The organism is Caulobacter sp. ALps2 (genome assembly GCF_058681635.1).
On the sequence record NZ_CM178743.1, the window covers coordinates 4,669,136 to 4,692,809 of the forward strand.

Sequence of the window (23,674 nt, forward strand, 5' to 3'; positions counted from 1 at the left end):
CTTATGCCCCCTTCGCGAGTCAATGTCTACCAGACTTTCACACGCTTCTCGGGCGGCAGATACATGGAATCCCCCGGCTTCACGTCGAAGGCCGCGTACCAGTCGTCCAGGTTCCGGACCGTGAAGGCGCGATACTGGTCCGGGGCGTGGCCGTCGGTGATGATCTGCTGACGCAGGGCCGCCGGGCGCGCATAGCCCAGCCAGCTCTGGGCGAAGGCCAGGAAGAAGCGCTGGTCGCCGGTCATGCCGTCGATCACCGGCGCGGGCTTGCCGCCCAGCGAGGCGTGATAAGCGTCCAGCGCCGCGCCCAGGCCGGCGACGTCGGCGATGTTCTCGCTCAGCGTCAGCTTGCCGTTCACCGCCAAGTCCGGGAACGGCTTGTAGGTGTCGAACTGCTCGGCCAGCGCGGTCCCGGCCTTCTGGAAGTGATCGAGGTCAGTCGGCGTCCACCAGTTGCGCAGGCGGCCCTGGCTGTCGAACTGCGCGCCCTGGTCGTCGAAACTGTGGCTGATCTCGTGGCCGATCGTGGCCCCGGTCGCGCCGTAGTTGGCGGCCGGGTCGTTGTTCAGGTCGAAGTTCGGCGGGGCCAGGATGGCGGCCGGGAAGTTCAGGCCGTTCAGCATCGGCAGGTTCACGGCGTTGACCGTCTGCGGGGTCATCACCCACTCGCCGCGATCGACGGGCTTGCCCAGCTTGGCCAGGGCGGTGGCGTAGTCGAACTGCTCCGAGCGTCTGATGTTGCCGTAAGCGTCGCCTCGCACGACCGAGTAGCCCGAATAGTCACGCCAGGTATCCGGATAACCGACGCCGACCTTCAGCACGGCGACCTTCTTGCGAGCCTCGGCCTTGGTCGCGGGGTCCATCCAGTCCAGGCCGTCGATGCGCTTCTCGAAAGCGACCTTCATGTTGTCGACCATGGCCGTGACCTCGGCCTTGGCCTGCGCCGAGAAGTACTTGTCGGCGTAGAGCTTGCCGACCGCCTCGCCCAGCACGGCGTTGGTCGAGCCGACCGCCCGCTTCCAGCGCGGCGACAGGGCCGGCGTGCCTTGCAGCGCCTGGCCGTAGAAGGCGAAGCGCTCGTCGACGAAGGCCTTGGGCAGGACGTTGCTGTAGTGATCCAGCAGGTGGAAGGTCAGATAGTCCTTCCAGGTCTCCAGGCCGGTGTCGCTGACCGCCTGCCCCAGGCCCGTGACCAGGGTCGGATGCCAGACGATGAAGCGCGGCTGGCCCGACAGCTTGGCGGCGGCGAAGAAGGCGGTCCAGTCCAGGCCCGGGGCCTTCGCGGCGAAGTCGGCCGGGGTCCAGCTGTTGTTGGCCTTCTGGACGTCGGCGCTGTCGGCGCGGCTGCCCGAGGCCTTGGCCAGTTGGGTCTCCAGCGCCATGATCGCCTTGGCCTTGGCAACCGGACCGGTGACGCCGCCCAGGGTCAGGATCTTCTCGACGTGGGCCAGGTACTTGGCGCGCGCCTCGACCATCGAGGCCTTGTCCGACAGGTAGTATTCGCGGTCGGGCATGCCCAGACCGCCTTGCAGCAGGAACGGCGCGTACTTGCTGGTGTCGTCGAACGACGGCGAGACCCACAGGCCCAGGACGTTGTCGGTGTAGAAGTCGGTGGCGTTCAGGGCGTCGACATCGGCGCGGACATTGCCGCCCAGCACCGTCGCCAGCTGCTTCTTGTCCTTGATGGCGGCGATGCGAGCCAGGTCCGCCTTCAGGGGCGTCAGCGCCTTGGCCTCGATGCCGGCCTCGTCCATGTAGCTGGCGTAGTAGTCGCCGACCTTCTTGCCGTCGCCGGCCCCGCCCTTGGCGGCGTCCTGGATCAGGTCGACCGTGCGCTTGCTGGCCTCCTCGGTCATCACCGCGCCGATGCCATAGCGGCTGCGGTCGGCCGGGATCGGGTGAGCCTTGATCCATTCGTTGTTGGCGTAGGTCCAGAAGTCGTCGCCCGGCTTGATCGTCTTGTCGATCGAGGTCAGGTCCACGCCGCTTTTATCGCCCGCGAAAGCGGGAGCGGCGGTCAGCAGCGCGCAGGCGGCGGCGCAGGCGAGCAGCGAACGGGTCAGGTTCATTCGGGCGGATCCATAGTGAGCGTGCGGGACGCTTGGCGCGGAAATTTGGCGGGACTATGGGCGCCGCTTGGTCCGATCGGGGATTAAACTTTGGCAATGGAGCGCGCGTCGCGCCCCACGGTCGCCATCGCGGCCAAGCGGAAGGCCGGCTCGCCGCTGACCGGGTGGATCCAGGCCGAGGCCAGTTCGGCCAACGGCCCCATCACGAACAGGCGCTCGTGGGCGCGGGGATGGGGGACCCAGACGTCGTCTTCCAGCACCGTGCGGCCGTGCGCCACCAAGTCGAGGTCCAGGGTGCGGGCCGCGTTGGCCTCTCCCCTCGCCCGCCCGAACGCCTCTTCGATCCGATGCAAGGCGTCGAGGGTCCCATGCGGATCCAAGACGGTGCGAACGATCGCCACGCCATTGCGATATTCGGGCCCTGCCGGGTCCGGCCAGGCCGCAGAGGCCCACCAGGTCGAGCGCGCGACCAGCTCCAGCCCCTCGCTCGGCAGGGCCGCCAGAGCAGCTTCCAACAAGGCCTCGCGACTCGTATAGGCTCCCGGCAGATTGCACCCGAGCGCCACGATCACGGCCTCATCCAAGTCATTTCTAGAGACCTGATTTTTCAAGGGATTATCGTGACCTTCTATCCAACCGACCGGCTGGCCCTGTTCATCGACGGAGCCAATCTGTACTCCGCCGCCAAGGCGCTGGGCTTCGACATCGACTACCGCAAGCTGCTGGACGAGTTCAAAAAGCGCGGCGTCCTGATCCGAGCCTACTACTATACCGCGATCGCCGAGAACGACGATTATTCGCCGATCCGGCCGCTGGTCGACTGGCTGGACTACAACGGCTTCACCCTGGTGACCAAGCCGGCGCGCGAGTTCACCGACAGCCAGGGCCGCAAGCGTTGGCGCGGCGACATGGACATCGAGATCGCCGTCGACATGCTGCAGATCGCCGAGACCGCCGACCATCTGGTGCTTTTCTCCGGCGACGGCGATTTCCGCGCCGTGGTCGAGGCGGTCCAACGCAAGGGCCGCCGCGTCACCGTGGTCTCGACCATGAAAAGCCAGCCGCCAATGACCAGCGACGACCTGCGCCGTCAGGCCGACAACTTCGTCGATCTCGCCGACCTCGGGAACATCATCGGCCGCCCGCAACGGGTCCAGCCGCGCCAGATGAGCGACAGCCGCACCCCGGCCGAACGCGAAGCCGACGACGAGTATTGAGATGAGCCAATATTCCAACATCGTCGGCGAAGTGGTCCCCAACCCCGCCGAGCCGCCACGCGATTGCCCGCTGTGCCCGCGCCTGGTGGCCTATCGCCGCGAGAACCAGGCGCTCTATCCCGACTGGTTCAACGGCCCTGCCCCCTCGTTCGGCGACAAGGACGCGCGCCTGCTGGTCGCGGGCCTGGCTCCCGGTCGCAAGGGCGCCAACCGCACGGGCCGGCCGTTCACCGGCGACTATGCCGGGACCCTGCTCTACGACACCCTGATCAAGTACGGCTTCGCCACCGGCAAGTTCGAGGCGCGGCCCGATGATAGCCTGACGCTGGTCGGCGCCGCCGTGACCAACGCCGTCCGCTGCGCCCCGCCGGGCAACAAGCCCGAGACGTCGGAAGAGAACAACTGCCGTCCGTTCCTCACCGCGCGGCTGGAAATGTTCCCGAACCTGAAGGCCATCGTCACCCTTGGTGACGTGTCGCGGCGCAATGTGCTGAAAGCCCTTGGCCTGAAGGCCTCGGCGGGCATCCCCGGCCATGGCTCGGAGTTCCAGGCCGGCCCCTACCGGATCTTCAACAGCTATCACTGCTCGCGGCTCAACACGAACACCGGCCGCCTGACGACGCCGATGTTCGAGGCGCTGTTCGAGCGGGTGAAGGCCTACTTGGACGAAGCCTGAGGGTTCGTCCAACCGTTGTCAGCCAGCCAGTCGACCAGCAGGTTCGGCCAATGCTTGAACGAGGCCTGCTCCTTGCGCAGGCCCATGTTGAAGGCGTGGCCGCCGGCCTGGAACAGGTGCAGCTCCACCGGCGTCTTGGCGGCGCGGAACTTGGACAGCAGGTCGACCAGCGGCGCCGAGCAGCACTCGTCGTCATTGGCGGCGACCAGGAAGGCCGGCGGCGTGTCGGCCGGGATTTTGTCGGGCACGCCCAGCGGCCCCGGATAGACCAGCACCTGAAAATCCGGCCGGGCGCTGACCTGGTCGATGGCGTCGACCTTCGGGTCACTGGCCAACGCGCCCTGGTAGATCTCGAGGTTGGCCGTCTCGCCACCAGCCGAGAAGCCCATCAGGCCGATCCGCTTGGGGTCGATCCCGTACTCGGCGGCATGGCCGCGAACCCACCGGACACCCCGCACGGCATCCTGGCGGGCGTGCTCGATCGTGTAGGGCGAGCCTTCCTCGCGGCAGAGGCGGTACTTGACGATAAAGACCGCCACGCCGGCCGGGTTCATCACCTTGGCGACGTCCGTGCCTTCCGAGCGGATCACCAGGATCTTGTGACCACCGCCTGGCAGCACGACCAGGGCCGCGCCGGTGGCGATGTCCTTGGGTGGCAGATAGACCGTGACCGAGGGGTTGTTGATGCTCCTGAGCCAGTAGTCGCCGGCCTGCTCGGGGATGTCCTTGCGGCTCTCGAAGCCCGGCGCGCCCTTGGGCCACAGCGGGATCTGCTGCTGGGCCTGGGCAAGGCCCGGTGCGAGCAAGGCCGCCGCCAGGACCAGCGCCCTCACAGCTTCACCGTCCGGCCTTCGCGAGCGGCGCGGTAGATGGCCTCGATCACCCGCAGGTCCTTCAGCCCTTCCTCGCCCGACACGATCGGCTCGCGGCCCGTGAGGATGCACTCCGACATATGGTCCAGTTGGGCCGAGAACTGGTTCTTCGGCTGCGGCGCCGGCTCGCGCGGCCCGTTCTGGCCGCTGAACCGGGCGCGCATCGACTGGCCCTCGTAGCTGGTGGCCGGCTCGCAATCGACGAAGCCCTTCGGCCCCGTGACCCGATAGCGATTGAAGTTGGCGCTGTAGGCCGAATAGCAGTTGGCCGTCGCGCCCGAGGGGAACTTGAGCTGGAAGCTGATGACGTCCTCGACCTCCTTGAAGCGGACGTCGCTGCGGTCCGTGGATTCGATGGCGTTGACGGCGACGGGCTCCTCGCCTGTCAGGTAGCGGGCGGCGTTCAGGCTGTAGATGCCGATGTCCATCAGGCTGCCTCCGCCGGACAAGGCCTTGTTCAGCCGCCACTGCGTGGGATCGCCGATCGTGAAGCCATGGTCGGCCACGACGGTGCGCACCGGCCCCAGCGCGCCGTCGCGGATCAGCTTGATGGCCTCGATGTTGTGGGCCTGGAAGCGGCTGCGATAGCCGATCATCAGCTTGCGGCCGGCCTTCTTGCAGGCGGCGATCATCGCCTCGCAGTCGGCCGCCGTCGTGGCCATCGGCTTCTCGCACATCACGTGCTTGCCGGCCTTGGCCGCCCGCTCGGTGAAGGTGCGGTGCAGGCTGTTGGGCGTGATGATGTAGACGATGTCGACGTCCGGATTGTCGATGATCCTGTCGAACGTCTCGTAGCTGTAGCGGTGGCTTTCCGGGATGCCGTACTGCTCGCCGAACGTCTTCAGCTTCTCAGGCGTGCCGCTGACCAGGGCGACGAGACGCGAGTGCTCGCACTCGGCGAAGCGCGGCATGATGATCCTGGTGGCGTAGTAGCCCAGGCCCAGGATCGCGTAACCCAGCTTGCGGCCGGGCTCGGCGGCTCTGGCGCCCAGGGGCAAAGCGGCGGCGAGACCAGCCGCCAGGAATGACCTCTTGCTGATCTCGTCCATGATGTTTTTCCCTTACCAGGCCAGGCCGGACGTCTTGGTGCGCACCCGCGCCACGACGTGGTTGGAGGTCACGAACAGCGTCTTGCCGTCCTCGCCGAACGTGCAGTTGGCGGCGGGCCCGCCCGTCTCGATCACGCCCAGCAGCTCGGCCTCCGGCGTCAGGATCAGGATCCCGCCCGGGCCGCTGGCGAACAGCCGCCCCTTGACGTCGACCTTCATGCCGTCCGGCAGCCCCGGACCGCCGGCCTTCAGCAGGTCGGAGGCGTCTAAGAACACCTTGGACGAGGTCGGCAGGCCGTCGGCGCCCAGGTCGTAGGCCATGATCACCGGGCGCTTCGGGTCCGAGATCGCGACGTACAGGCGCTTGCCGTCCGGCGACAGGCCGACACCGTTGGGGAACGACAGCTTGTCGTCGACCAGCGCCACTTCGCCGTTCGGCCGCAGCAGGTAGACGCCGTTGAACGACAGCTCCTTGGCCGGCGAGGCGTCGCCGCCTTCCAAGCCATAGGGTGGATCGGTGAAATAGAGCGAGCCCTTCAACGGCCCGTCGCGCACCTCGACCAGGTCGTTGGGGCTGTTGAACTTCTTGCCCTTGTAGGTCCCGGCCAAGATCGTCTTCCGCTTGGTCGCCAGGTCGATCTTGGCGATGCCGCGATTGCCGCAGTCGGCGGCCAGCAGCTCGCCGGCCAGGCTGATGATCGCGCCGTTGGTGCCGGCCTCGCGGAAGATCTTGGTCGGCGGACCGTCATAGCCCGAGGGCCGCAGGAAATCGGTCTTGCCGCTCTTGGCGTCCCAGCGGTGCATGACGTTGCCGGGCACGTCCGAGAACAGCAGGTACTTGCCTTCCCAGACCCAGGTCGGCCCCTCGGCCCAGGTAATGCCGTCAGCGATCTGTTCGATCGGCGCGCTGGCGTCGATGATGGCGTCCAGCTCCGGCGACAGGCGACGGATGCGGCCGATCTTCGGATAGGCCGGCATCGCGGCGAAGGCCTGGCTCGAGGCCAACAGGGCGGCTCCAGCGCCCAGCACGGCGCGGCGGGTTGTCATGTCGAGTTCCGCTTCTTGATTGGTCTGACCTTTATGCGGAGACAGCGTTGTCGCCGCAATCGGGTGTACGACTAAAGTCGTATACGAGGCACCGCGTCCAGCCAGCGGGCATAGGCCGCTTCGCGCTCGTGTTCCCGGATCGAGGGCGTCAGGGTTTCAGCGGCGGGACTGACCTCAGCCGCTTGCTCGACCGACGCGTAAAGCCCTGCCCCGACCCCGGCGAACAGGGCCGCGCCCAGCGCCGTCATCTCCTGGTAGTTGGCCCGGCGCACCGGGATGCCGGTCAGGTCCGCCAAGCGCTGCGAGAACCAGGCGCTCTTGGACATGCCGCCGTCGATACGCAGCTGCGCCGCCTCGCCGAACGCCAAAGGCGCGTCGGCTCGCATGGCCTCGATCAGGTCCCGGCTCTGCAAGGCGCAGCTGTCGAAGGTGGCCGCCGCGATCTCGGGCAGGCCGGCGTCGCGGGTCAGACCGAAGATGCCGCCACGGGCATTGGCGTCCCACCAGGGCGCGCCCAGGCCAGTAAAGGCCGGCACCACGACGACGCCGTGGTCGACCTTCGCCGCTCGCGCCAAGGCCTCGGCCGCCCGAGGGCCGCCGGTGACGCCCAGCCCTTCGCCCAGCCACTGGATCGCCGCGCCGGCCACGAAGATCGAGCCCTCCAGGGCGTAGGTCGTCTTGCCGCCCACCCGCGCCGCCACCGTGGTCAGCAGCCGCGAGCGCGAGATCGGTCGCTCCTCGCCGGTGTTGATCAGCATGAAGCAGCCGGTGCCGTAGGTGGCCTTCATCTGGCCGGGCGCCACACAACCCTGCCCCATCAGCGCCGCCTGCTGGTCGCCGGCCACGCCCCGGATCGGCACGGGCCGGCCCAGCACCTCGGTTCCCGTCGCGCCGTAGTCGTCGACACAGTCCAGCACCTTGGGCAGCAAGGCCGCCGGCACGTTGAACAGGTCCAGCATCTCGGCGGACCAGTCCTGGACGGCGATGTCGAACAGCAGGGTCCGCGAGGCGTTGGTGGCGTCGGTGGCGTGCACCGCCCCGTCGGTCAGCCGCCAGATCACCCAGCAGTCCATGGTGCCGCACAGCAGCTCGCCGGCCTCGGCCCGAGCCCGCGCGCCGGGGACCTTGTCCAGGATCCAGGCGATCTTGGTGCCGGAAAAGTACGGATCCAGCAGCAGGCCGGTAACCTCGGTGACGCGCGGCTCGTGACCCTCGCCCTTAAGCTTGGCGCAGACCTCGGCGGTGCGGCGATCCTGCCAGACGACGGCCGGATGGATCGGGCGGCCGGTCTTCCGGTCCCAAATCACCACCGTTTCACGCTGGTTGGTGATGCCGATGGCGGCGATGCGGTCGGCGCGGCCGGACTTCTCGGAAGCTTCGCGCAGCACCGCCACGCAAGCGGCGTAGATCTCCTCGGCGTCGTGCTCGACCCAGCCGTCATGCGGATAGCTCTGGCGCAGCGGCCGCGAGGCCTCGGCCAGCGGCTGGCCGGCGCGGTCGAACAGGATGGCGCGGGTGCTGGTCGTGCCCTGGTCGAGGGCCAGGATCAGATCCTCGTCCGTATTGGACACCATACGCTCCTCCACTCAAGCTTGCGACATCTCGACGCGATACGACGCGTCGGCGCTGTTGCCCTGTTTAAGCATGTTTTCATTTGAGGCCTGCAAGGTCATCCTTCTCGGGTCTTCCGGATTCGAAGGAGGCGGGCCATCCAAGCCGTCCAGATCGCTTCGCTCATGAAGCTGGCTCGCAGTCGCGAGGCAGGCGATCGTGAACGCCTGCTCACCGGAATCATCGACCTGTGCGAGGCCGGCCAGGCCAGCGGCGAGCCAACCCACCCCGACATCCAGGCCCTGCTGAACTCCATTTTCATGACCCTGGTGGTCGAGGCCGAACGCGACATCCGTCGCCGGTTGTCCGAACGCCTGGCCGACGCCGACTGGGCGCCGTCCGCCTTGATCAACATCATGGCTCTCGACGAGATCGAGATCGCCCGACCGATCATCGCCCGCAGCCCGGTGCTGCAGGACCACGATCTGATCCGGCTGCTGGTCCAGGCCACGCTGGAGCACCAGATCGAGATCGCCCGCCGTCCGCGCCTGCCGGGCGCCGTGGTCGAGGCGATCATCAGCCGCGACGAGCCGGCCGTGCTGACCGCCCTGGCCTCCAACGAGACCGCCGAGATCTCGCCCGACGCCATGAGCCGTCTGGTGGGCCGCTCGCGCGAAGTCGTCGCCCTGCGTTCGCCCCTGGCCCAGCATCCCAAGCTTTCCAGCGACCTAGCCGAGCAGCTCTACCTGCTGGTCGGCCGCGCCTTGCGCGATGCGCTGGCGACCCGCTTCCACCTCGATTCAGCCAAGATGCAACTGGCGGTCACCGACGCCCTGCGCGCCGCCCATCGCGGCGAAAGCGACGACGATGTTGGCCCCATCGAGCAGGATGAAGACCGCGAGGAGATGGAGCGCTCGCTGATCGAGAAGCTCGACTCCGCCGGACAGCTCCGGCCCGGCTATCTGCTGCGCGTGCTCCGTGAAGGCCGGCTGCAGCTGTTCGTCATGGCCCTGGCGCGTCTGGGCAAGTTCGAGCCCGCCCAGATCCGCCGCGCGATCGACAGCGGCCGCCCCGAGCTGCTGGCCCTGGCCTGCTCGGCGATCGGCATCGACCGCAGCGTATTCCCGACCATCCTGGAGCACGTCCGTCAGCTGAACGGCGGCCGTCCGGGCGGCGGCGACGAAGGCGTGCGTCGCGCCGCCAGCGCCTTTGGGCCGTTCACGCCGGACATCGCCGGCATGGCCTTCCGTCAGGCCGTCGGCCAGGTCTGATCCCACGTTTGACAAGTGTGGGGCCTTCCCGCCACTTGGCCCCATGTACCAAGCGCAACCCTTCGTGACTCGCCTGGCGTTCAAGGCCAGCGACCGGCCCGAGGCTATCGAAGCCCGTGAGCGCTTGGCCGCCCGCTATGGCGACGTCGGCGACGAGAACGCCCAGGTCATCGTGGCCCTGGGTGGCGACGGTTTCATGCTGGAGACCCTGCACGAGGCGATCGCCACCCAGACCCCGATCTACGGCATGAACCGCGGCTCGGTCGGCTTCCTGATGAACGAGTACTCGGAGGACGACCTCTTGGAGCGGATCAACGCCGCCGAGCGCGCCGTCATCCATCCGCTGGCCATGGTCGCCATCGATTCACGCCGGACCCAGCACCGGGCCCTGGCGATCAACGAGGTCTCGCTGCTGCGCCAGACCCGCCAGACCGCCAAGCTGCGCATCTCGATCGACGGCAAGGTGCGGATGGGCGAACTGGTCTGTGACGGCGCTTTGCTGGCCACCCCGGCCGGCTCGACGGCCTACAATCTCTCGGCGCACGGCCCGATCATTCCGATCGACGGCCAGGTGCTGGCCCTGACGCCCATCTCCGCCTTCCGTCCCCGCCGCTGGCGGGGAGCCCTGCTGCCGCAATCGGCCCGCGTCACCTTCGAGATCCTCGAGGCCGACAAGCGCCCGGTCAGCGCCGTGGCCGACAATTTCGAGGTCCGCGACGTGATCGAGGTCCACATCTCGGAGGATCGCGGGACCTCGCTCTCCATGCTTTTCGACGCCGGTCGCAGCCTGGAGGAGAGAGTTCTGGCCGAGCAGTTCTCCGCCTGATCCGAAGACCTCGTTTTGGGGCCCTGAGACGTTGGGTCGCGGGAAACAACGGTCTCATCTAATGTTAACGCCTGCTATGCTAGCGTTCTCCAACTATCCGCCACTGGGGAGGCGCTCCGTGACGAACAAGACCGCTGAAGTCATTCAGGTGCCGAATATGCTCAAGCTCAAGGTGGGCGGGCGTGGCGGCATCGACATGGCCGCCATCGCCAAGGCCGAGGCCGCGCTGAAAAGCCTGTCGGGCAATTTCGCGCAGTGGCTGAACGACGAGATCGTCAAGCTGGAAGCCGCTCGCCAAGCGGTTCGCACCGAGGGCCTCAACGCCCAGACGGTCGAGACCCTGTATCTTCGCGCCCACGATCTGAAGGGTCTCGGCGCGACCTACGAGTTCCCGCTGATCACCCGCCTGGCCGCCTCGCTGTGCAAGCTGATCGACGATCCGGACACCCGCCTGTCGGCGCCGATGTTCCTGGTCGACGCCCACATCGACGCGATCAAGGCCTGCGTCCGCGACGACATCAAGGTCGACACCCATCCCGTGGGCAAGGCCCTGGTCACCGAACTGGAAGCTCGCGTCACCGAGTATCTGGGCGCCGCGGCCTGAGGGCGGCCTACCCGGTTCGGACGGAATGTTCGAACCGGACAAGCAGGCTCGCCAAACCAAAGATCCTCTAGGTCAGGCCGAACAGCCCCTTCAAATACGGATTGAGCATCCGGCCCTCCGGATCCAGTTCCCGCCGCACGGCCAGGAAATCCTTCCAGCGGGGGTAGATCGCCTCCAGCTGCTGGCCTTTCAGCGTGTGCAGCTTTCCCCAGTGCGGCCGGCCGTCGTGACGGCGGAAGATCGGCTCGATCAGCTCGTACAGGAAGCTGAAGTCGTCGCGGTAGTAGGCGTGCACCGCCACCGAGCCGCGCACCCCGCCTTGGAATGGCGACAGCCAGGCGTCATCCGCCGCGATCCGGCGCACCTCGATCGGGAAGAACACGTCGGGACGCTCCTTCTCGATGGTCGCCACGACCTCCCGCAAGGCCTTCAGCTGGTTCTCCACCGGCAGGTGGAACTCCATCTCGTTGAAACGCACCGGCCGCTCGGTCGACAGCAGCTTCCAGCCCTCGTCGACGGCGGTCTCGGGCTTGGCGGTCGACAGCAGCGCCTTGGCGGCGGCCCTGCGCAGCGGCGTGGCGAAGCCCAGCAGGTTGCGCAGCCCCCGCAACGCCTGGAGGAACTCGGTGTCCTGATCGGGCCCCCGCGCCTCGGCCGGATCGTCGGTCTCGTCGTGGCTGATATTGGCGGCCAGACCCGTGAACGGCACCGCGTAGAACTCGAAATTGCGATGCTGGGCCCAGCGGGACTCGGCATTGGCCAGGGCTTCGTCGAACGGCTCCAGCCAGACGCGGCGGCGCAGGCGGCGGTTGGCGCTGGTGCGCATCCGCACCTGGCTGATCACCCCCAGCGCCCCTAGCGAGACACGGGCCGCCTGGAAGATCTCCGGGTTCGTGGCCGCGTCGGCGTCAATGACCTTGCCCGAGGCCGTGACCAGCCGCAGGCCCGTGACGTCGCCATGCATGGCCTGGATCTTCTGACCCGTGCCGTGGGTGGCGGTGCCCAGCGCCCCGCCCAGTGACTGCTTGTTGATGTCGGGCAGGTTCGGCAGCGCCCGCCCCTTCTCGGCCAGCAGCGGGCCCAGGGCGCCCAGCCGTGTGCCGGTGCGGACGATGGCTTCGTCGCCTTCCCAGCCGACGAGGCCGGCCATGGCGTCCAGCGAGACCAGGGTCCCGGTGGTCGGCGCCAAGGCCGTGAAGGAGTGGCCGGCGCCGACGGGCCGGATCGGTCCCTGGGCGACCTTCAGGGCCGTGGCCAGCTCGCCCTCATCCTTGGGGGCCAGGCGAGCGGCGGGATAGGCGTGCTGCACGCCCGACCAGTTGCGCCAGAGCAGCTTGCCCTCGGAGTTGACCGAGGGCGGCGACGGCGGTTCGGGCTTGTCTCCGGTGGCGACCTTGTAGGCCGCGACGCCACCTCCGGCGACCGCCACCGCTCCGGTTCCGCCCGCGATCAGGGCTCCGCGCCTCGAGATCATGCCGCCTCCCGTTCTAGCCTTTGGAGTCTTCGCGCCCCGCCATGAATCGTATCAGACCCCGGAAATCGTCCGGCGTGCAAGCCACGCACTGGCCGGTGGCCGGCATGGCGTTGAAGCCCTGGATGGTGTGGTCCAGCAGCACGGCCTCTCCCTGCTTCCAGCGTGGGTCCCAGGCGGCGTGGTCGTGGACCAGCGGCGCGCCCGTGCCCGGCGTGGCGTGGCAGGCGTGGCACGAGGTTTCGTACAGGCCGGCCAGCTTGGCGTCAGCCGGACGCAGCGCCGCCGCCTGTTCGGGCGTGGGCGGCGGCGGAGTCTTCGATCCGCAGGCGGTAAGAAAAAGGGCGGACGCGACGAAGACGAACGCCCCCATTCTTCCACCCAAGGAGGGCATCAGGCGATCCCCGCCAGGCGTTTGGCCGCCGTCACCGTATTGGCCAGCAGGCATGCGATGGTCATCGGCCCGACTCCCCCCGGAACCGGCGTGATGGCGCCGGCGATTTCCCTAACCTCGTCGAAGGCGACGTCGCCGACAAGCCGGGTCTTGCCGGCCGCGGCGGCTTCCGGATCGCGGGCCGGGAAGCGGGTGATGCCGACGTCGATGACCACCGCGCCCGGCTTGATCCAGTCGGCCTTGACCATCTCGGCCCGGCCGACGGCGGCCACGACGATGTCGGCCTGGCGCACGATCCCCGGCAGGTCCTGGCTGCGTGAGTGGGCGATGGTCACGGTGCAGTCGGCGGCCAGCAGCATCTGGGCCATCGGCTTGCCCATCAGGTTCGAGCGGCCGATGACCACGGCGTTCTTGCCCTTCAGGTCGCCGATCACGTCCTTGATCAGCATCATGCAGCCCGTCGGCGTGCAGGGCGCCAGGGCCGGCAGGCCGCTGGCCAGGCGGCCGGCGTTGGTCACGGTCAGGCCGTCGACGTCCTTGTCCGGCGACAGGGCCGCCACGACGTCCATCTGGCTGATGTGCGCCGGCACCGGGAACTGCACCAGCACGCCGTGAATCTTGGGGTCGGCGTTCAGCTTGGCGACCACGGCCAGCAGCTCGTCCTGGGTCGTTTCGGCCGGCAGGCGGTGGGTCTCGGAATACATCCCCGCCTCTTCCGTCTGCTGACCCTTGTTGCGGACATAGACCTGGCTGGCGGGATCCTCGCCGACCAGGACGACGGCCAGGCCGGGGGTGATCCCGTGTTCGGCCTTCAGGGCGGCGACCTCGTTGGCGACCTTGGCCCGCAGATCGGCCGCGAGGGCCTTGCCGTCGATGAGTTTGCCCTGGGCCATGGTCGATCTCCTGCTTGGCCCGTCCCTAACCCCTGGAGGCGAGACTCGCAACGCCGCCCACCGTCTTAGGAGGGGCTTGACCCTGCCCCGGCGCCGGCGTGTGCTCGGGCCATGAGCCAGCCTTCTCCCGCCGCCCACGCCCGCGACCTGCTGAGCAAGCTCGGCGTCCCCGCCCTGCCCGCCGACGCCGGCCAGCCGGTCCGCGGTCCGATCGACGGCCAGGTTTTGACCCATGTGACCTTCGACGACGCCCGCGAGATCGGCGCCAAGGTTTTCGAAGCCCGCCACGCCTTCGAAACCTGGCGCACGGTTCCAGCCCCGCGCCGAGGCGAGCTGGTCCGGCTGTTCGGTGAGGAACTGCGCGCCGCCAAGGCCGACCTCGCCGCCCTCGTCACCCTGGAAGCCGGCAAGATCACATCCGAGGCGGCCGGCGAGGTCCAGGAGATGATCGACATCTGCGACTTCGCCATCGGCCTGTCGCGCCAGCTGCACGGCCTGACCATCGCGTCGGAGCGTCCCGGCCACGCCATGCGCGAAACCTGGCATCCCCTGGGCCCGGTGGCGGTGATCAGCGCCTTCAATTTCCCGGTCGCGGTCTGGGCCTGGAACGCCTGCCTGGCCCTGGTCTGCGGCGATCCGGTGATCTGGAAGCCGTCCGAGAAGACACCGCTGACGGCGCTCGCGACCCACGCCATCCTCCAGCGCGCCCTGGATCGTTTCGAGGACGCCCCGGACGGCCTGTGCGCCGTGATCCAGGGCGGCCGCGACGCCGGCGAGCGCCTGGCCCGCGATCCCCGTATCGCCCTGGTCAGCGCCACCGGCTCGACCCGCATGGGCCGGGCCGTCGCGCCCCTGGTCGCCGCGCGCTTCGGCCGCTCGATCCTGGAGCTGGGCGGCAACAACGCCATGATCGTCACGCCCTCGGCCGACTTGTCGCTGGCCCTGCGCGCCATCGTCTTCTCGGCGGCCGGCACGGCGGGTCAGCGTTGCACGTCCCTGCGCCGGCTGATCGTCCACGAGAGCCTGGTCGACAAGGTCGCCGACGCGGTGGATGCGGCCTTCCAGCGCCTGCCGGTCGGCGATCCGCGCGAGATCACGACCCTGCTCGGTCCGCTGATCGACAAATCCGCCTATGACGCCTTCGTCGAGGCCATGAACCAAGTCCGCGCCGAGGGCGGGACGGTCAGCGGCGGCGAGCGCCTGCTGATCGACCAGCACCCGGACGCCTTCTACGTCCGCCCGGCCCTGGCCCGCCTCGCCGCCCCGGCGCCCTGTATGCAGCGCGAGACCTTCGCGCCGTTGCTGCACGTCGTGCCGTACAGCGACTTCGACGAGGCGGTGGCGATCCAGAACGACGTCCCGCAAGGCCTCTCCTCCTGCATCATGACCAATGACGTCCGCGAGGCCGAAGCCTTCCTGTCGGCCGCCGGCAGCGACTGCGGCATCGCCAACGTCAACATCGGCCCCTCCGGCGCCGAGATCGGCGGCGCGTTCGGCGGGGAAAAGGAAACCGGCGGCGGTCGTGAGAGCGGTTCGGACAGCTGGAAGCAGTACATGCGGCGCCAGACCGCGACGGTGAACTATTCGGAGGCGCTGCCGCTGGCCCAGGGGGTGCGGTTTGATCTGTGACGGCACGGCTCCGCCCCTTCACACGGCCAGCCGCTGAAGTCATGGAAAGGGACGCGGAGCGCCGGACAGCGTCCGGAGTTTGACACTTGAATACCGTTTCGACGAAGCCAGACGCTCCGCGCGATCATTTTCCGGAAGCGTGACGTCCCGACGCTGTTCGCGCCTTGCCGCCCTTGAAGCCTCCGACGGGCGGGCCTGGCCGCGAAGCCTGGTCCCGGTCAGGAGCCTTTCGACTCCCCTGTCGCTCTCCTCGGCCCGCATCCACCGTCGTTTCTGTGTTCCACGGTCGACTACCTCGGGGATGGCGTGGTCGCGGACCCAAGTCGCCTTGAGTTCCGCGCCGACGAGCGCGCCCGCTCGATCGCCCCCCGTCGCCGCAACGGTCGCTGGCCATGCGCCCTTTCCTCGCGACGAGGTGAGTAGACTGTACGGCGGGTTTTAAGGCCGGGGACGGAGGGCGGTGAATGCTCGTGCCTCACCCTTCTCCCCTCGCGGGAAAAGGTGGCCGCCGAAGGCGGTCGGATGAGGGGCCGCGCAAGCCTAACCGCCCACGCCACAACGCTAATCCGACAGGCCTATCAAACCCTCATCCGGCCCCGCGGGCCACCTTCTCCCGCGAGGGGACAAGGAGAAGCACTCACATCCCGACGGGTATTGCCCCCCGCGCCAGCAAACGGCATAAGCCCTGACCTCGGGTCTTCAGGCCCAATGCCGGCGTAGCACAGCGGTAGTGCAGCGGTTTTGTAAACCGAAGGTCGGGAGTTCGATCCTCTCCGCCGGCACCATTCTCTTCCAGGTCCCCTTTCCGGTAGGCTTCAGGTCGATGACCGCCATCCTCTTCATCGACGCCGACGCCTGCCCCGTGAAGGACGAGGCCTACAAGGTCGCCGCCCGCCATGGCTTCAAGACCTTCGTCGTGTCCAACAGCTGGATCCGCGTGCCGCTGACGCCGGTGATCGAGCAGATCGTGGTCGACGCCGGCCCCGACGTCGCCGACGACTGGATCGCCGAGCGCTGCGGCCCCGGCGACGTGGTGGTGACCAACGACGTTCCCCTGGCTGACCGCGTGCTCAAGGCCGGCGGCGCGGCCCTCGCCCCGAACGGCCGGGTGTTCAGCCCCGACATGATCGGCTCGGCCCTGGCCTCGCGCTCGATCGGCGAGCACCTGCGTTCGATGGGCGAAGTCACCAAGGGCCCCGCCGCCTTCGCCAACGCGGACCGCTCGCGCTTTCTCCAGGCGCTGGATCAGCTGGTGGTCAAGGCCAAGCGCGCCCCCCTACCGAAAAACGACCCGCCCCGATGATCGAGATCACGTCCTGGCTGCGGATCGACGAGGACGAGCTGGTCTGGAAGGCCACGCGCGCCTCCGGTCCCGGCGGCCAGCACGTCAACAAGACCTCGACGGCGATCGAGCTTCGGTTCGACGTGCGCAACTCCCCGGCCCTGCCCGAAGACGTCAAGGCCCGGCTCGAGACCCTGGCCGGCAGCCGCCTGACCCAGGACGGCGTCCTGATCCTGTTCTCGCAGGGCAGCCGCTCGCAGGAGATGAACCGCCAGGACGCCCAGGAACGCCTCGTCGACCTGATCCGCCGGGCCACCGAACGCCCCAAGCCCCGCAAGGCGACCAAGCCGACCTATTCCAGCAAGCTCAAGCGCCTGGACGGCAAGGCCAAGCGCGGCACGGTGAAATCCGGCCGCGGCCGGGTGAAGTTCGACGACTGACGGACCGCTGCCGACTACACAATCAGGCATTGCGCAATAACTCTACCCGTGTAGAGTTATTGCATGAGCCCTCGCCAGCGTCGCCCGTCCGCCCAGACCCTCGCCGTCCTCGACGCCCTGAGTGACGGCGGCTGGTCTTATGGGCTGGAGCTCGCGCGCGTCACCGGGCTGAAGTCCGGCAGTCTTTATCCAATCCTGGCCCGGCTGGACGAACGCGGCCAGCTGGAAAGCCAGTGGTTGGAGCCTGAACATCCCAACCGACCGCCGCGCCACGCCTATCGCCTGACCGCCGCCGGCAAGGCCGTGCTGCGCGACAATCCCCTCCCCGCCCCCATCCTCACGGCGCTGACGCCGAAGGGAGCCGTCTGATGTCGATGACCGTCTCGCTGTCTCGCGCCATCCTGAAACTGGCCGGATGGGTCGCGCCGCCGAACCGGCGGACGATGTGCCAGGCGATGCGGGCCGAGCTCGACGTGCTGGACGAAGGCCGCCTCTCCTGGGCGCTGGGCGGCCTGCTCAGCGCCACCGGCTGGCGCGTGCGGGTGGATGGGCTGTTTTGGGCCATCGTCCTGGCCAGCACCCTGCCGATCTGGAGCCAGCTGACGTTCCGCGCCGAGATTCCGATCTACGACCTGCTGGACGGGCTCGGATCGCCCGCCATCTACAGCTATTGGCTGCTTCAGAAGGCCTTGTTGTGCGCCCTGCTGGCCGCCTGGCGTCCGCGACTGGGCGCCGCCGCCGCGATCATCCACGTGCTCACCAACCAGGCCGTCGCCATCATCAACTGGATTTATGTCCTGCACTGGCCCTGGGGCGACAAGATCCACGTCATGGACGCCCCGCCGGTCGTCGGCGTCAGCGCCGTCCTCTGCTGGTGCCTGATCGGCGCCTGGGCCGGCGCGACGCTGCGCCGGACCTTCGCTAGACCGTCTCAGGCGGCGCGGGCGTAGAGAAGCCGATCACGTCCTGCTTCCAGTCAGGCTCGACGATCAGCCCCGTGAGCATCTTCTGCAGGTAGCCGGTCATGGCCGCCTGCTCTTCGGTCGTCAGGTTGGCGCAGACCTCGCGGTTCAGCGGGCGGATCTCGGCGCGGATCTTTTCCAGCAGGTCGCGGCCGGTGTCGGTCAGGCACACCACGACGATGCGGCGGTCGCTGGGCGAGGCTTCCCGGGCCACCAGGCCGTCGGCGATCAGGCTGTCGATCGAGCGGGTCAGGGTCGTGCGGTCGGTGGCGGCCAGCTTGGCCAACCGGGTCATCGACAGGTCGCCGAACCGGCGCAGGGAGATCATCGCCACCCACTTGGCGAAGGTCAGGCCGTGCTGGGCCAACAGGTCGGCGGCGACCGCGCGGCGATGCTGCTCGGTCTGATAAAGCAAGTAACTGAGATAGCTCGGTAGCGGCAAGGCGTGGTCCTCGACCAAGCCAGCCCGCTCATCCCCCTCACGCATAGTCGTTTCGCCCCCCAAAGCGGCGCTCTGTGTCTCATAAGGTTAACGGTCACGCAATCTGCGGCGCCCCTACGGCAAACGAAAAACCCCGCGAAAGGCTTCGCGGGGTCATCTCTTTCAATTTAAGCGCGCAACCGAAGCGCCAAAACGCGCTCGCCAGGCGGCGCTGGTCTCCGGCGTGAGCCCCTTGGGTCAGGCGGCGGCGCGGTTGCGGGCGGCGCCGCGGGTCAACCAATCGTCCGGATACGTCTCACGCACGGTGATCGACTTGAACTGGGTGACGGGGATCTTGGCGTGGTCGCCGGGGTTGAGGTCGCGCGACACCGAGTGGCCGGCGAACTCCTCGATGATGGTGATCACTTGGCTGCTGCCGGCGGCGTTCTCGATCAGGACCATGTTCATGGGTTCTACTCGGTGATCTCGAGGAAATGTGGAAATCGTGCGGAAGGATAAGGTCTAGGCCGGCCCTACATCTGGCTGGGCTGGACGCGTTCCTTGAGGCCCTTCAGCGCCCAGGCCTCGACGGCCTTGGCGTTGCCAAGGCGGCGGAAGGCGCCGGCCGTGTGCTGCTCGCAGTAGGAGCCGCGGGCGGTCAGCTTGGGGCGACCGCAGAAGCCGAAGTCGTCGCCTTCCGGATTGCCGATCGGCCAGCGGCACGAGTGGGCGCCCAGCTCCAGGATGCCCGAGGTCGGCAGCAGGTCTTCCTCGGTGCGTTCGAAGCGCGGCGCGACGTGCGGCGCGGCGGTGGTCTCGCGGGTCGGCCGGCGGGCCGGGATCCGCGACGGGACGCGGATGCTGGTGACGCGATTGCGCACCGGAACCTCGCGGACGGTGATGCCCAGACGGTGCACCTTGCCGATCACGGCGCTGCGGCTGACACCGCCCAGTTGCCGGGCCACCTGGCTCGCGCTGAGGCCTTCGAGCCACAGCTTCTTCAGGGTGGCGGTCCGCTCTTCGCTCCAGTCCATCGTCGTTCTTCCCTGCCCGTCCGGAGCCAGCCCGCTCCGTGAGAAAAGTGGTAGATTTTATGGTTAACGCTCGTCAAACAGTTATGTGCAGACCCACGGTTTGCGATTTCACTTTTCGTGAGAAGAATCACGTAGATACCGGCGATTGTCGCAGGGGCGCGGCGGAGCTTCTCTTAAGGAACATTGTTCCGTGACAAGCCCACGGCCCTGATTTTATAAGGGTTTGGAATGCGTCGAGCCGTCGCAGACCATGCGGCCAAACGTCAGTCGGGGACCATCATGCGTATTGTGAAACTGGGGCTGCTGGCGGCCCTCTGCCTGACCACGTCCCTGGCCATTGGGGCCTGTTCGAAGGACGGCGGCGGCTCGGCCGAAGCGCCCGCCGACGCTCCGGCCGCCGCGCCCAAGCCGACCGATGCGCAGAAGGCCGCGGCCCTGGCCGCCCTCCCCGCGCCCTACAACACCGGCGACCTGTCGAACGGCCAGAGCAAGTTCGCCCTCTGCCGCTCGTGCCACACCATCACCGACGGCGGCCCGGACCTGACCGGCCCCAACCTCCACGGCGTGTTCGGCCGCAAGGCGGGCTCGAAGGCCGGCTACAACTACTCCGACGCCGTGAAGGCCGCCGGCTTCACCTGGGACGCCGAGCACCTGGACAAATGGCTGTCCAGCCCGCGCGAATTCATGCCCGGCACCAAGATGACCTTCGCGGGCCTGCATGACCCCAAGGACCGGATCGATCTGATCGCTTATCTGAAGGTCGAGACCGGCTACAAACCGGCCCCCTAGAGATGCGCCCGGCCCCGCCCGAGATCGAGGCGCTGGTCCAGCGTCTCTACGACGCCAACCAGCGGCGCGACTTCGAGGCCTTCCGCGCCCTGGTCGCGCCGGACCTGGAATGGCCGGACGTGACACGCGGCGGCCTGCTGATCAGCCCCGAGGCGGTCCGCGAATACTGGGCCTATAACGACGCGTCGATCCGGGTGGAGATCACGCCGGTCGAGGTCCATCTGGACGACGAAGGCCGCATCGTGGTCGACGCCAACCAGGTGGTCTGGAACCGAACGGGCCAGCTGTGGTCGGACCTGTGCGTGCGGCATTGTTACACGCTCCGCGACGGCCTTTTCTGGCGCATGGATGTCGGTTCCAGGGAGGACTCGGACGGAAACCGACCATGAGCGCGCTGCAAGCCGTGCTGGAAGAGGCCTATGAGGCCTTCAACGCTCGCGATCTGGCGGGCATTCGCGCGGCGCTGCATCCCGACGTGATCTGGCCCGACACCCTGCAAAGCGGTCCGCCCTTCGTGGGACGGGAAGCCACGATGGCGCAGTTCGCCCACATCTTCGCGACCATCGTGCCCAACATCCAGCTGATCCGGGTGCTGGAAGAGACCGCCGACGCCGTGACGGTCGAGGCCCAGTACTCGGTGGAAAGTCCAGCCGGCCAAATCTGGACCGACACGCGCGCGACCCTGACCTATCACTTCCGCGACCGCCTGCTGATCGGGATGACGATCGTCGGCGGCTTCTAGGCCCCTAACTTTCTAAGCGAGCAGGTCCGCGCAGGCGTCCAGGATAGCTTCCGCGTCCAGGCGATACTTGCCGTAGAGGTCCGGCAGGTCGCCCGACTGGCCGAAGGCCTCCAGGCCCAGGGCCCGCACCCGCTGTCCGCGCACGGAGCCCAGCCACGATAGGGCCAGCGGCGCGCCGTCGGTCAGCGTCACCAGGCCGGCGTCGCGGTCCAGCGGGGCCAGCAGGGTCTCGATCGTGGAGGCGCGAGCGCCCTCCCCGGTCCAGCGCGAGCGGCCGGAAGCGGTCCAGTCCCGGTGCAGGACGTCGGCCGAGGTGACCGCCAGCAGGCCGGCCTCGGGCATGTCCTCCGAAAGCGCCTCTAACGCCGTCAGCGCCTCGGGGACCAGGGCGCCGCTGTAGACCAGAGCCAGGCGCGCGCCGGGCGCGGGGGCTTTGAGCCAATAGCCGCCGTCGATCACGCCCTGACGCCAGGCCTCATCCGTACGCTCGGGCTGGGCGATGACCCGCGTGGACAGCCGCAGATAGGTCGAGGCGCCGTCCTTGGCCTGAATACGGTCGAAGGCCCGGGCCATCAGCACCGCCGTTTCGTCGGCGAAGGCCGGCTCATAGGTGTCGAGACCCGGCTGGGCCATGCCGATGACGGGCGCGTTGATCGACTGGTGCGCGCCGCCCTCGGGGGCCAGGGTCAGGCCGGATGGCGTGGCGACCAGCAGGAAGCGGGCGTCCTGGTAACAAGCGTAGTTCAGGGCGTCGAGGCCCCGGGCGATGAAGGGGTCGTACAGGGTCCCGACCGGGAACAGCCGCTCGCCGAACAGCGGCGCGGTCAGGCCGAGCGCCGCCAGGGCGATGAACAGGTTGTTCTCGGCGATGCCCAGTTCGACATGCTGGCCGGTCTCGGCCTTGGACCAGACCTGGGCGGAGGGGATGCGGCGGCGCTTGAAGACGTCCTCGTGGGCGCGGCGCTGGAAGACGCCCCGGCGGTTCACGAAACCGCCGAGGTTCGTGGAGACCGTCACGTCCGGCGAGGTGGTGACGACGCGGCCGGCGAACTCGTCCTTGCGGGCGGCGATCTCGAACATCACCTTGCCGAAGGCGGCTTGGGTCGACTGCTCGCCGCCACCCGCGACGGCGCTGAGCAATTCGTCGGCGGTCGGCGTCGGGATGGTCGGCGCGACGTGCTGGCGCCCGGCCTCGGCGGCGAACGGGGCGCGGGCGACCAGGCCTTTCAAAGCGGTGCGCTCGGCGGCCGACAGGCCCGATAGCGGGTCCCATTCCTCGCCCTCGACCACGCCAAGGCGTTCGCGCAGCTCGGCGATCTGGGACGGGGTCATCAAGCCCGCGTGGTTGTCCTTGTGACCCTGGAACGGCAGCCGCAGGCCCTTGACGGTGTAGGCGATGAAGAAGCGCGGCCGGTCGTCCTGCCCGGCCTTCTCGAAGGCCTCCAGCAAGGTCTCCAGGCAGTGGCCGCCCAGCTCGGTCATCAGCTCGGCCAGGTCGACATCCTTGTAGGCCGCGATCAGGGCCAGGGTCTTGGGGCTATCGGCCAGGTCGGCGGTCAGGCGTTCGCGCCAGGCCGCGCCGCCCTGGTAGGTCAAGGCCGCGAACAGATCGTTGGGCGCGGTCTCGATCCAGGCCTTCAGCGTGTCGCCGCCGGGCCTCCCGAAAGCCTCGCGCTGGCGCTTGGACCACTTCAGCGTCTCGACCGTCCAGCCGGCGGCCTCGAAGATCTCGCCATAGCGGGTGAACATCCGATCCTGGGTGGTCGCGTCCAGGCTCTGGCGATTGTAGTCGACGATCCACCAAGTGTTGCGGATGTCGTGCTTGCAGGCCTCGATCAGGGCCTCGTAGATGTTGCCCTCGTCCAGCTCGGCGTCGCCCAGCAGCGAGATCATCCGGCCCATCTTCTCCGGCTTCACCGCCCCGCGCGCCGCCAGGTAGTCCTGGGTCAGCGAGGCGAAGGCCGTCATGGCCACGCCAAGCCCCACCGAGCCGGTCGAGAAGTCGACGTCGTCCACGTCCTTGGTGCGAGAGGGGTAGGACTGCGCCCCGCCCAGCGCCCGGAAGCGCTTGAGGTTGTCCAGGCTTTGGCGGCCGAACAGGTGCTGGATGGCGTGGAAGACGGGGCTGGCGTGCGGCTTGACCGCCACCCGATCCTGCGGACGCAGCGCCTTCATATAGAGGGCCGTCATCAGCGTGGTCATGGAGGCGCTGGACGCCTGATGACCGCCGACCTTCAGACCATCGCGACTTTCGCGGAGATGGTTGGCGTTGTGGATCGTCCACGCCGCCAACCACAGAATCCGTTCCTCGAGACGGCGCAGCAGAGCGATTTCCTGCCGCCTGGCCGTCAGATGGCCATCAGCCATGCTTCCTCACCTGCGCCAGCCTGCCCGGTTCAGATGGAACATCTGAACCGGAAAGCAGGCTCGGCCCC

At 68.2% G+C, this 23,674-nt stretch carries 26 protein-coding genes and 1 tRNA gene; 14 read left to right on the forward strand and 13 right to left on the reverse strand.

Annotation, left to right across the window (positions count from 1 at the left end; genetic code table 11):
• Positions 1-26: 26 nt before the first annotated feature.
• Together ACW173_RS21930 and folK are read right to left on the reverse strand one after the other, a co-directional pair.
• Positions 27-2,069 (reverse strand): M13 family metallopeptidase, encoded by a 2,043-nt coding sequence (locus ACW173_RS21930; protein WP_492082139.1) that lies wholly within the window; start codon positions 2,067-2,069, stop codon positions 27-29.
• 83 nt (positions 2,070-2,152) lie between these two features.
• Positions 2,153-2,641 carry a 2-amino-4-hydroxy-6-hydroxymethyldihydropteridine diphosphokinase gene (folK, locus tag ACW173_RS21935; RefSeq protein WP_492082140.1) on the reverse strand — a complete coding sequence of 163 codons (489 nt, stop codon included), beginning with the start codon at positions 2,639-2,641 and terminating at the stop codon, positions 2,153-2,155.
• 48 nt (positions 2,642-2,689) lie between these two features.
• On the opposite strand from folK, the gene ACW173_RS21940 reads away from it, so the two are divergent.
• Both ACW173_RS21940 and ACW173_RS21945 read left to right on the forward strand, forming a co-directional pair.
• Positions 2,690-3,286: a LabA-like NYN domain-containing protein gene (locus ACW173_RS21940; RefSeq protein WP_492082141.1), complete on the forward strand. Its 597-nt coding sequence runs from the start codon at positions 2,690-2,692 to the stop codon at positions 3,284-3,286.
• 1 nt (position 3,287) lies between these two features.
• Positions 3,288-3,962, forward strand: coding sequence for a uracil-DNA glycosylase (locus tag ACW173_RS21945; protein WP_492082142.1), 675 nt, complete (start codon positions 3,288-3,290; stop codon positions 3,960-3,962).
• On the opposite strand, the gene ACW173_RS21950 is transcribed toward ACW173_RS21945, so the two are convergent.
• The 4 genes from ACW173_RS21950 to glpK form a co-directional block, all read right to left on the reverse strand.
• Positions 3,944-4,906, reverse strand: coding sequence for an alpha/beta hydrolase (locus tag ACW173_RS21950; RefSeq protein ID WP_492082143.1), 963 nt, complete (start codon positions 4,904-4,906; stop codon positions 3,944-3,946). The two genes, ACW173_RS21945 and ACW173_RS21950, sit on opposite strands and share 19 nt — an antisense overlap.
• Positions 4,792-5,883: a Gfo/Idh/MocA family protein gene (locus ACW173_RS21955; protein WP_492082144.1), complete on the reverse strand. Its 1,092-nt coding sequence runs from the start codon at positions 5,881-5,883 to the stop codon at positions 4,792-4,794. The genes ACW173_RS21950 and ACW173_RS21955 overlap by 115 nt, the downstream gene beginning before the upstream one ends.
• 12 nt (positions 5,884-5,895) lie before the next feature.
• A complete protein-coding gene (locus ACW173_RS21960; protein ID WP_492082145.1) occupies positions 5,896-6,930 on the reverse strand; it encodes an SMP-30/gluconolactonase/LRE family protein in 1,035 nt (344 codons plus the stop codon).
• Positions 6,931-7,001: 71 nt separating this feature from the next.
• Positions 7,002-8,504 carry a glycerol kinase GlpK gene (gene glpK / locus ACW173_RS21965; protein WP_492082146.1) on the reverse strand — a complete coding sequence of 501 codons (1,503 nt, stop codon included), beginning with the start codon at positions 8,502-8,504 and terminating at the stop codon, positions 7,002-7,004.
• 162 nt (positions 8,505-8,666) lie between these two features.
• Here glpK and ACW173_RS21970 point away from each other — a divergent pair, with 162 nt between their 5' ends.
• From ACW173_RS21970 to ACW173_RS21980, 3 genes are all read left to right on the forward strand, one after another.
• On the forward strand, positions 8,667-9,752 hold the full coding sequence (locus ACW173_RS21970; protein ID WP_492082147.1) for a DUF2336 domain-containing protein: 1,086 nt from the start codon (positions 8,667-8,669) through the stop codon (positions 9,750-9,752).
• Between the two features lie 43 nt (positions 9,753-9,795).
• Positions 9,796-10,578 (forward strand): NAD kinase, encoded by a 783-nt coding sequence (locus tag ACW173_RS21975; protein ID WP_492082148.1) that lies wholly within the window; start codon positions 9,796-9,798, stop codon positions 10,576-10,578.
• 118 nt (positions 10,579-10,696) lie between these two features.
• Positions 10,697-11,182 carry an Hpt domain-containing protein gene (locus ACW173_RS21980; RefSeq protein ID WP_492082149.1) on the forward strand — a complete coding sequence of 162 codons (486 nt, stop codon included), beginning with the start codon at positions 10,697-10,699 and terminating at the stop codon, positions 11,180-11,182.
• Between the two features lie 67 nt (positions 11,183-11,249).
• Here ACW173_RS21980 and ACW173_RS21985 read toward each other — a convergent pair whose 3' ends face one another.
• The 3 genes from ACW173_RS21985 to folD are packed head-to-tail and all read right to left on the reverse strand — an operon-like array spanning position 11,250 to position 13,940.
• The gene (locus tag ACW173_RS21985) at positions 11,250-12,656 is read right to left on the reverse strand and encodes a D-arabinono-1,4-lactone oxidase (protein WP_492082150.1); all 1,407 of its coding nucleotides are present in this window, start codon (positions 12,654-12,656) and stop codon (positions 11,250-11,252) included.
• Positions 12,657-12,669: 13 nt separating this feature from the next.
• Positions 12,670-13,026, reverse strand: coding sequence for a c-type cytochrome (locus ACW173_RS21990; protein WP_492082151.1), 357 nt, complete (start codon positions 13,024-13,026; stop codon positions 12,670-12,672).
• Positions 13,027-13,046: 20 nt separating this feature from the next.
• Positions 13,047-13,940 (reverse strand): bifunctional methylenetetrahydrofolate dehydrogenase/methenyltetrahydrofolate cyclohydrolase FolD, encoded by an 894-nt coding sequence (gene folD, locus ACW173_RS21995; RefSeq protein WP_492082152.1) that lies wholly within the window; start codon positions 13,938-13,940, stop codon positions 13,047-13,049.
• A gap of 111 nt (positions 13,941-14,051) precedes the next feature.
• Here folD and amaB point away from each other — a divergent pair, with 111 nt between their 5' ends.
• The 6 genes from amaB (at position 14,052) to ACW173_RS22025 (ending at position 18,241) form a co-directional block, all read left to right on the forward strand.
• Complete coding sequence (amaB, locus tag ACW173_RS22000; RefSeq protein ID WP_492082153.1) at positions 14,052-15,569, forward strand: L-piperidine-6-carboxylate dehydrogenase; 1,518 nt, start codon at positions 14,052-14,054, stop codon at positions 15,567-15,569.
• A gap of 710 nt (positions 15,570-16,279) precedes the next feature.
• A tRNA-Thr gene (locus tag ACW173_RS22005) sits at positions 16,280-16,354 on the forward strand.
• 38 nt (positions 16,355-16,392) lie between these two features.
• Positions 16,393-16,872, forward strand: coding sequence for a YaiI/YqxD family protein (locus ACW173_RS22010; RefSeq protein ID WP_492082154.1), 480 nt, complete (start codon positions 16,393-16,395; stop codon positions 16,870-16,872).
• Positions 16,869-17,291: an alternative ribosome rescue aminoacyl-tRNA hydrolase ArfB gene (gene arfB, locus ACW173_RS22015; protein ID WP_454716787.1), complete on the forward strand. Its 423-nt coding sequence runs from the start codon at positions 16,869-16,871 to the stop codon at positions 17,289-17,291. The genes ACW173_RS22010 and arfB overlap by 4 nt, the downstream gene beginning before the upstream one ends.
• A gap of 63 nt (positions 17,292-17,354) precedes the next feature.
• The gene (locus ACW173_RS22020; RefSeq protein ID WP_492082155.1) at positions 17,355-17,660 is read left to right on the forward strand and encodes a PadR family transcriptional regulator; all 306 of its coding nucleotides are present in this window, start codon (positions 17,355-17,357) and stop codon (positions 17,658-17,660) included.
• A complete protein-coding gene (locus ACW173_RS22025) occupies positions 17,660-18,241 on the forward strand; it encodes a hypothetical protein (protein WP_492082156.1) in 582 nt (193 codons plus the stop codon). Before ACW173_RS22020 ends, ACW173_RS22025 begins: the two co-directional genes overlap by 1 nt.
• On the opposite strand, the gene ACW173_RS22030 is transcribed toward ACW173_RS22025, so the two are convergent.
• The 3 genes from ACW173_RS22030 to ACW173_RS22040 all read right to left on the reverse strand — a co-directional run bounded on the left by ACW173_RS22030 (position 18,213) and on the right by ACW173_RS22040 (position 19,708).
• Positions 18,213-18,740: a MarR family winged helix-turn-helix transcriptional regulator gene (locus tag ACW173_RS22030; protein ID WP_492082157.1), complete on the reverse strand. Its 528-nt coding sequence runs from the start codon at positions 18,738-18,740 to the stop codon at positions 18,213-18,215. The two genes, ACW173_RS22025 and ACW173_RS22030, sit on opposite strands and share 29 nt — an antisense overlap.
• A 192-nt stretch (positions 18,741-18,932) precedes the next feature.
• Positions 18,933-19,142, reverse strand: a complete 210-nt coding sequence (locus tag ACW173_RS22035) for a hypothetical protein (RefSeq protein WP_492082158.1) — start codon at positions 19,140-19,142, stop codon at positions 18,933-18,935.
• A 65-nt stretch (positions 19,143-19,207) separates the two neighbouring features.
• Complete coding sequence (locus tag ACW173_RS22040; RefSeq protein ID WP_492082159.1) at positions 19,208-19,708, reverse strand: GcrA family cell cycle regulator; 501 nt, start codon at positions 19,706-19,708, stop codon at positions 19,208-19,210.
• Positions 19,709-19,987: 279 nt separating this feature from the next.
• Here ACW173_RS22040 and ACW173_RS22045 point away from each other — a divergent pair, with 279 nt between their 5' ends.
• Genes ACW173_RS22045 through ACW173_RS22055 form a run of 3 tightly spaced genes read left to right on the forward strand, consistent with a single transcriptional unit; the run spans position 19,988 to position 21,239 of the window.
• Positions 19,988-20,497 carry a c-type cytochrome gene (locus tag ACW173_RS22045; RefSeq protein WP_492082160.1) on the forward strand — a complete coding sequence of 170 codons (510 nt, stop codon included), beginning with the start codon at positions 19,988-19,990 and terminating at the stop codon, positions 20,495-20,497.
• A gap of 2 nt (positions 20,498-20,499) precedes the next feature.
• Entirely contained in the window at positions 20,500-20,886 is a 387-nt protein-coding gene (locus ACW173_RS22050) for a nuclear transport factor 2 family protein (protein WP_492082161.1), read from the forward strand.
• On the forward strand, positions 20,883-21,239 hold the full coding sequence (locus ACW173_RS22055) for a nuclear transport factor 2 family protein (protein ID WP_492082162.1): 357 nt from the start codon (positions 20,883-20,885) through the stop codon (positions 21,237-21,239). Before ACW173_RS22050 ends, ACW173_RS22055 begins: the two co-directional genes overlap by 4 nt.
• A gap of 12 nt (positions 21,240-21,251) precedes the next feature.
• On the opposite strand, the gene ACW173_RS22060 is transcribed toward ACW173_RS22055, so the two are convergent.
• Positions 21,252-23,606 carry a thiamine pyrophosphate-binding protein gene (locus ACW173_RS22060; RefSeq protein WP_492082163.1) on the reverse strand — a complete coding sequence of 785 codons (2,355 nt, stop codon included), beginning with the start codon at positions 23,604-23,606 and terminating at the stop codon, positions 21,252-21,254.
• Between the last annotated feature and the right edge of the window lie 68 nt (positions 23,607-23,674).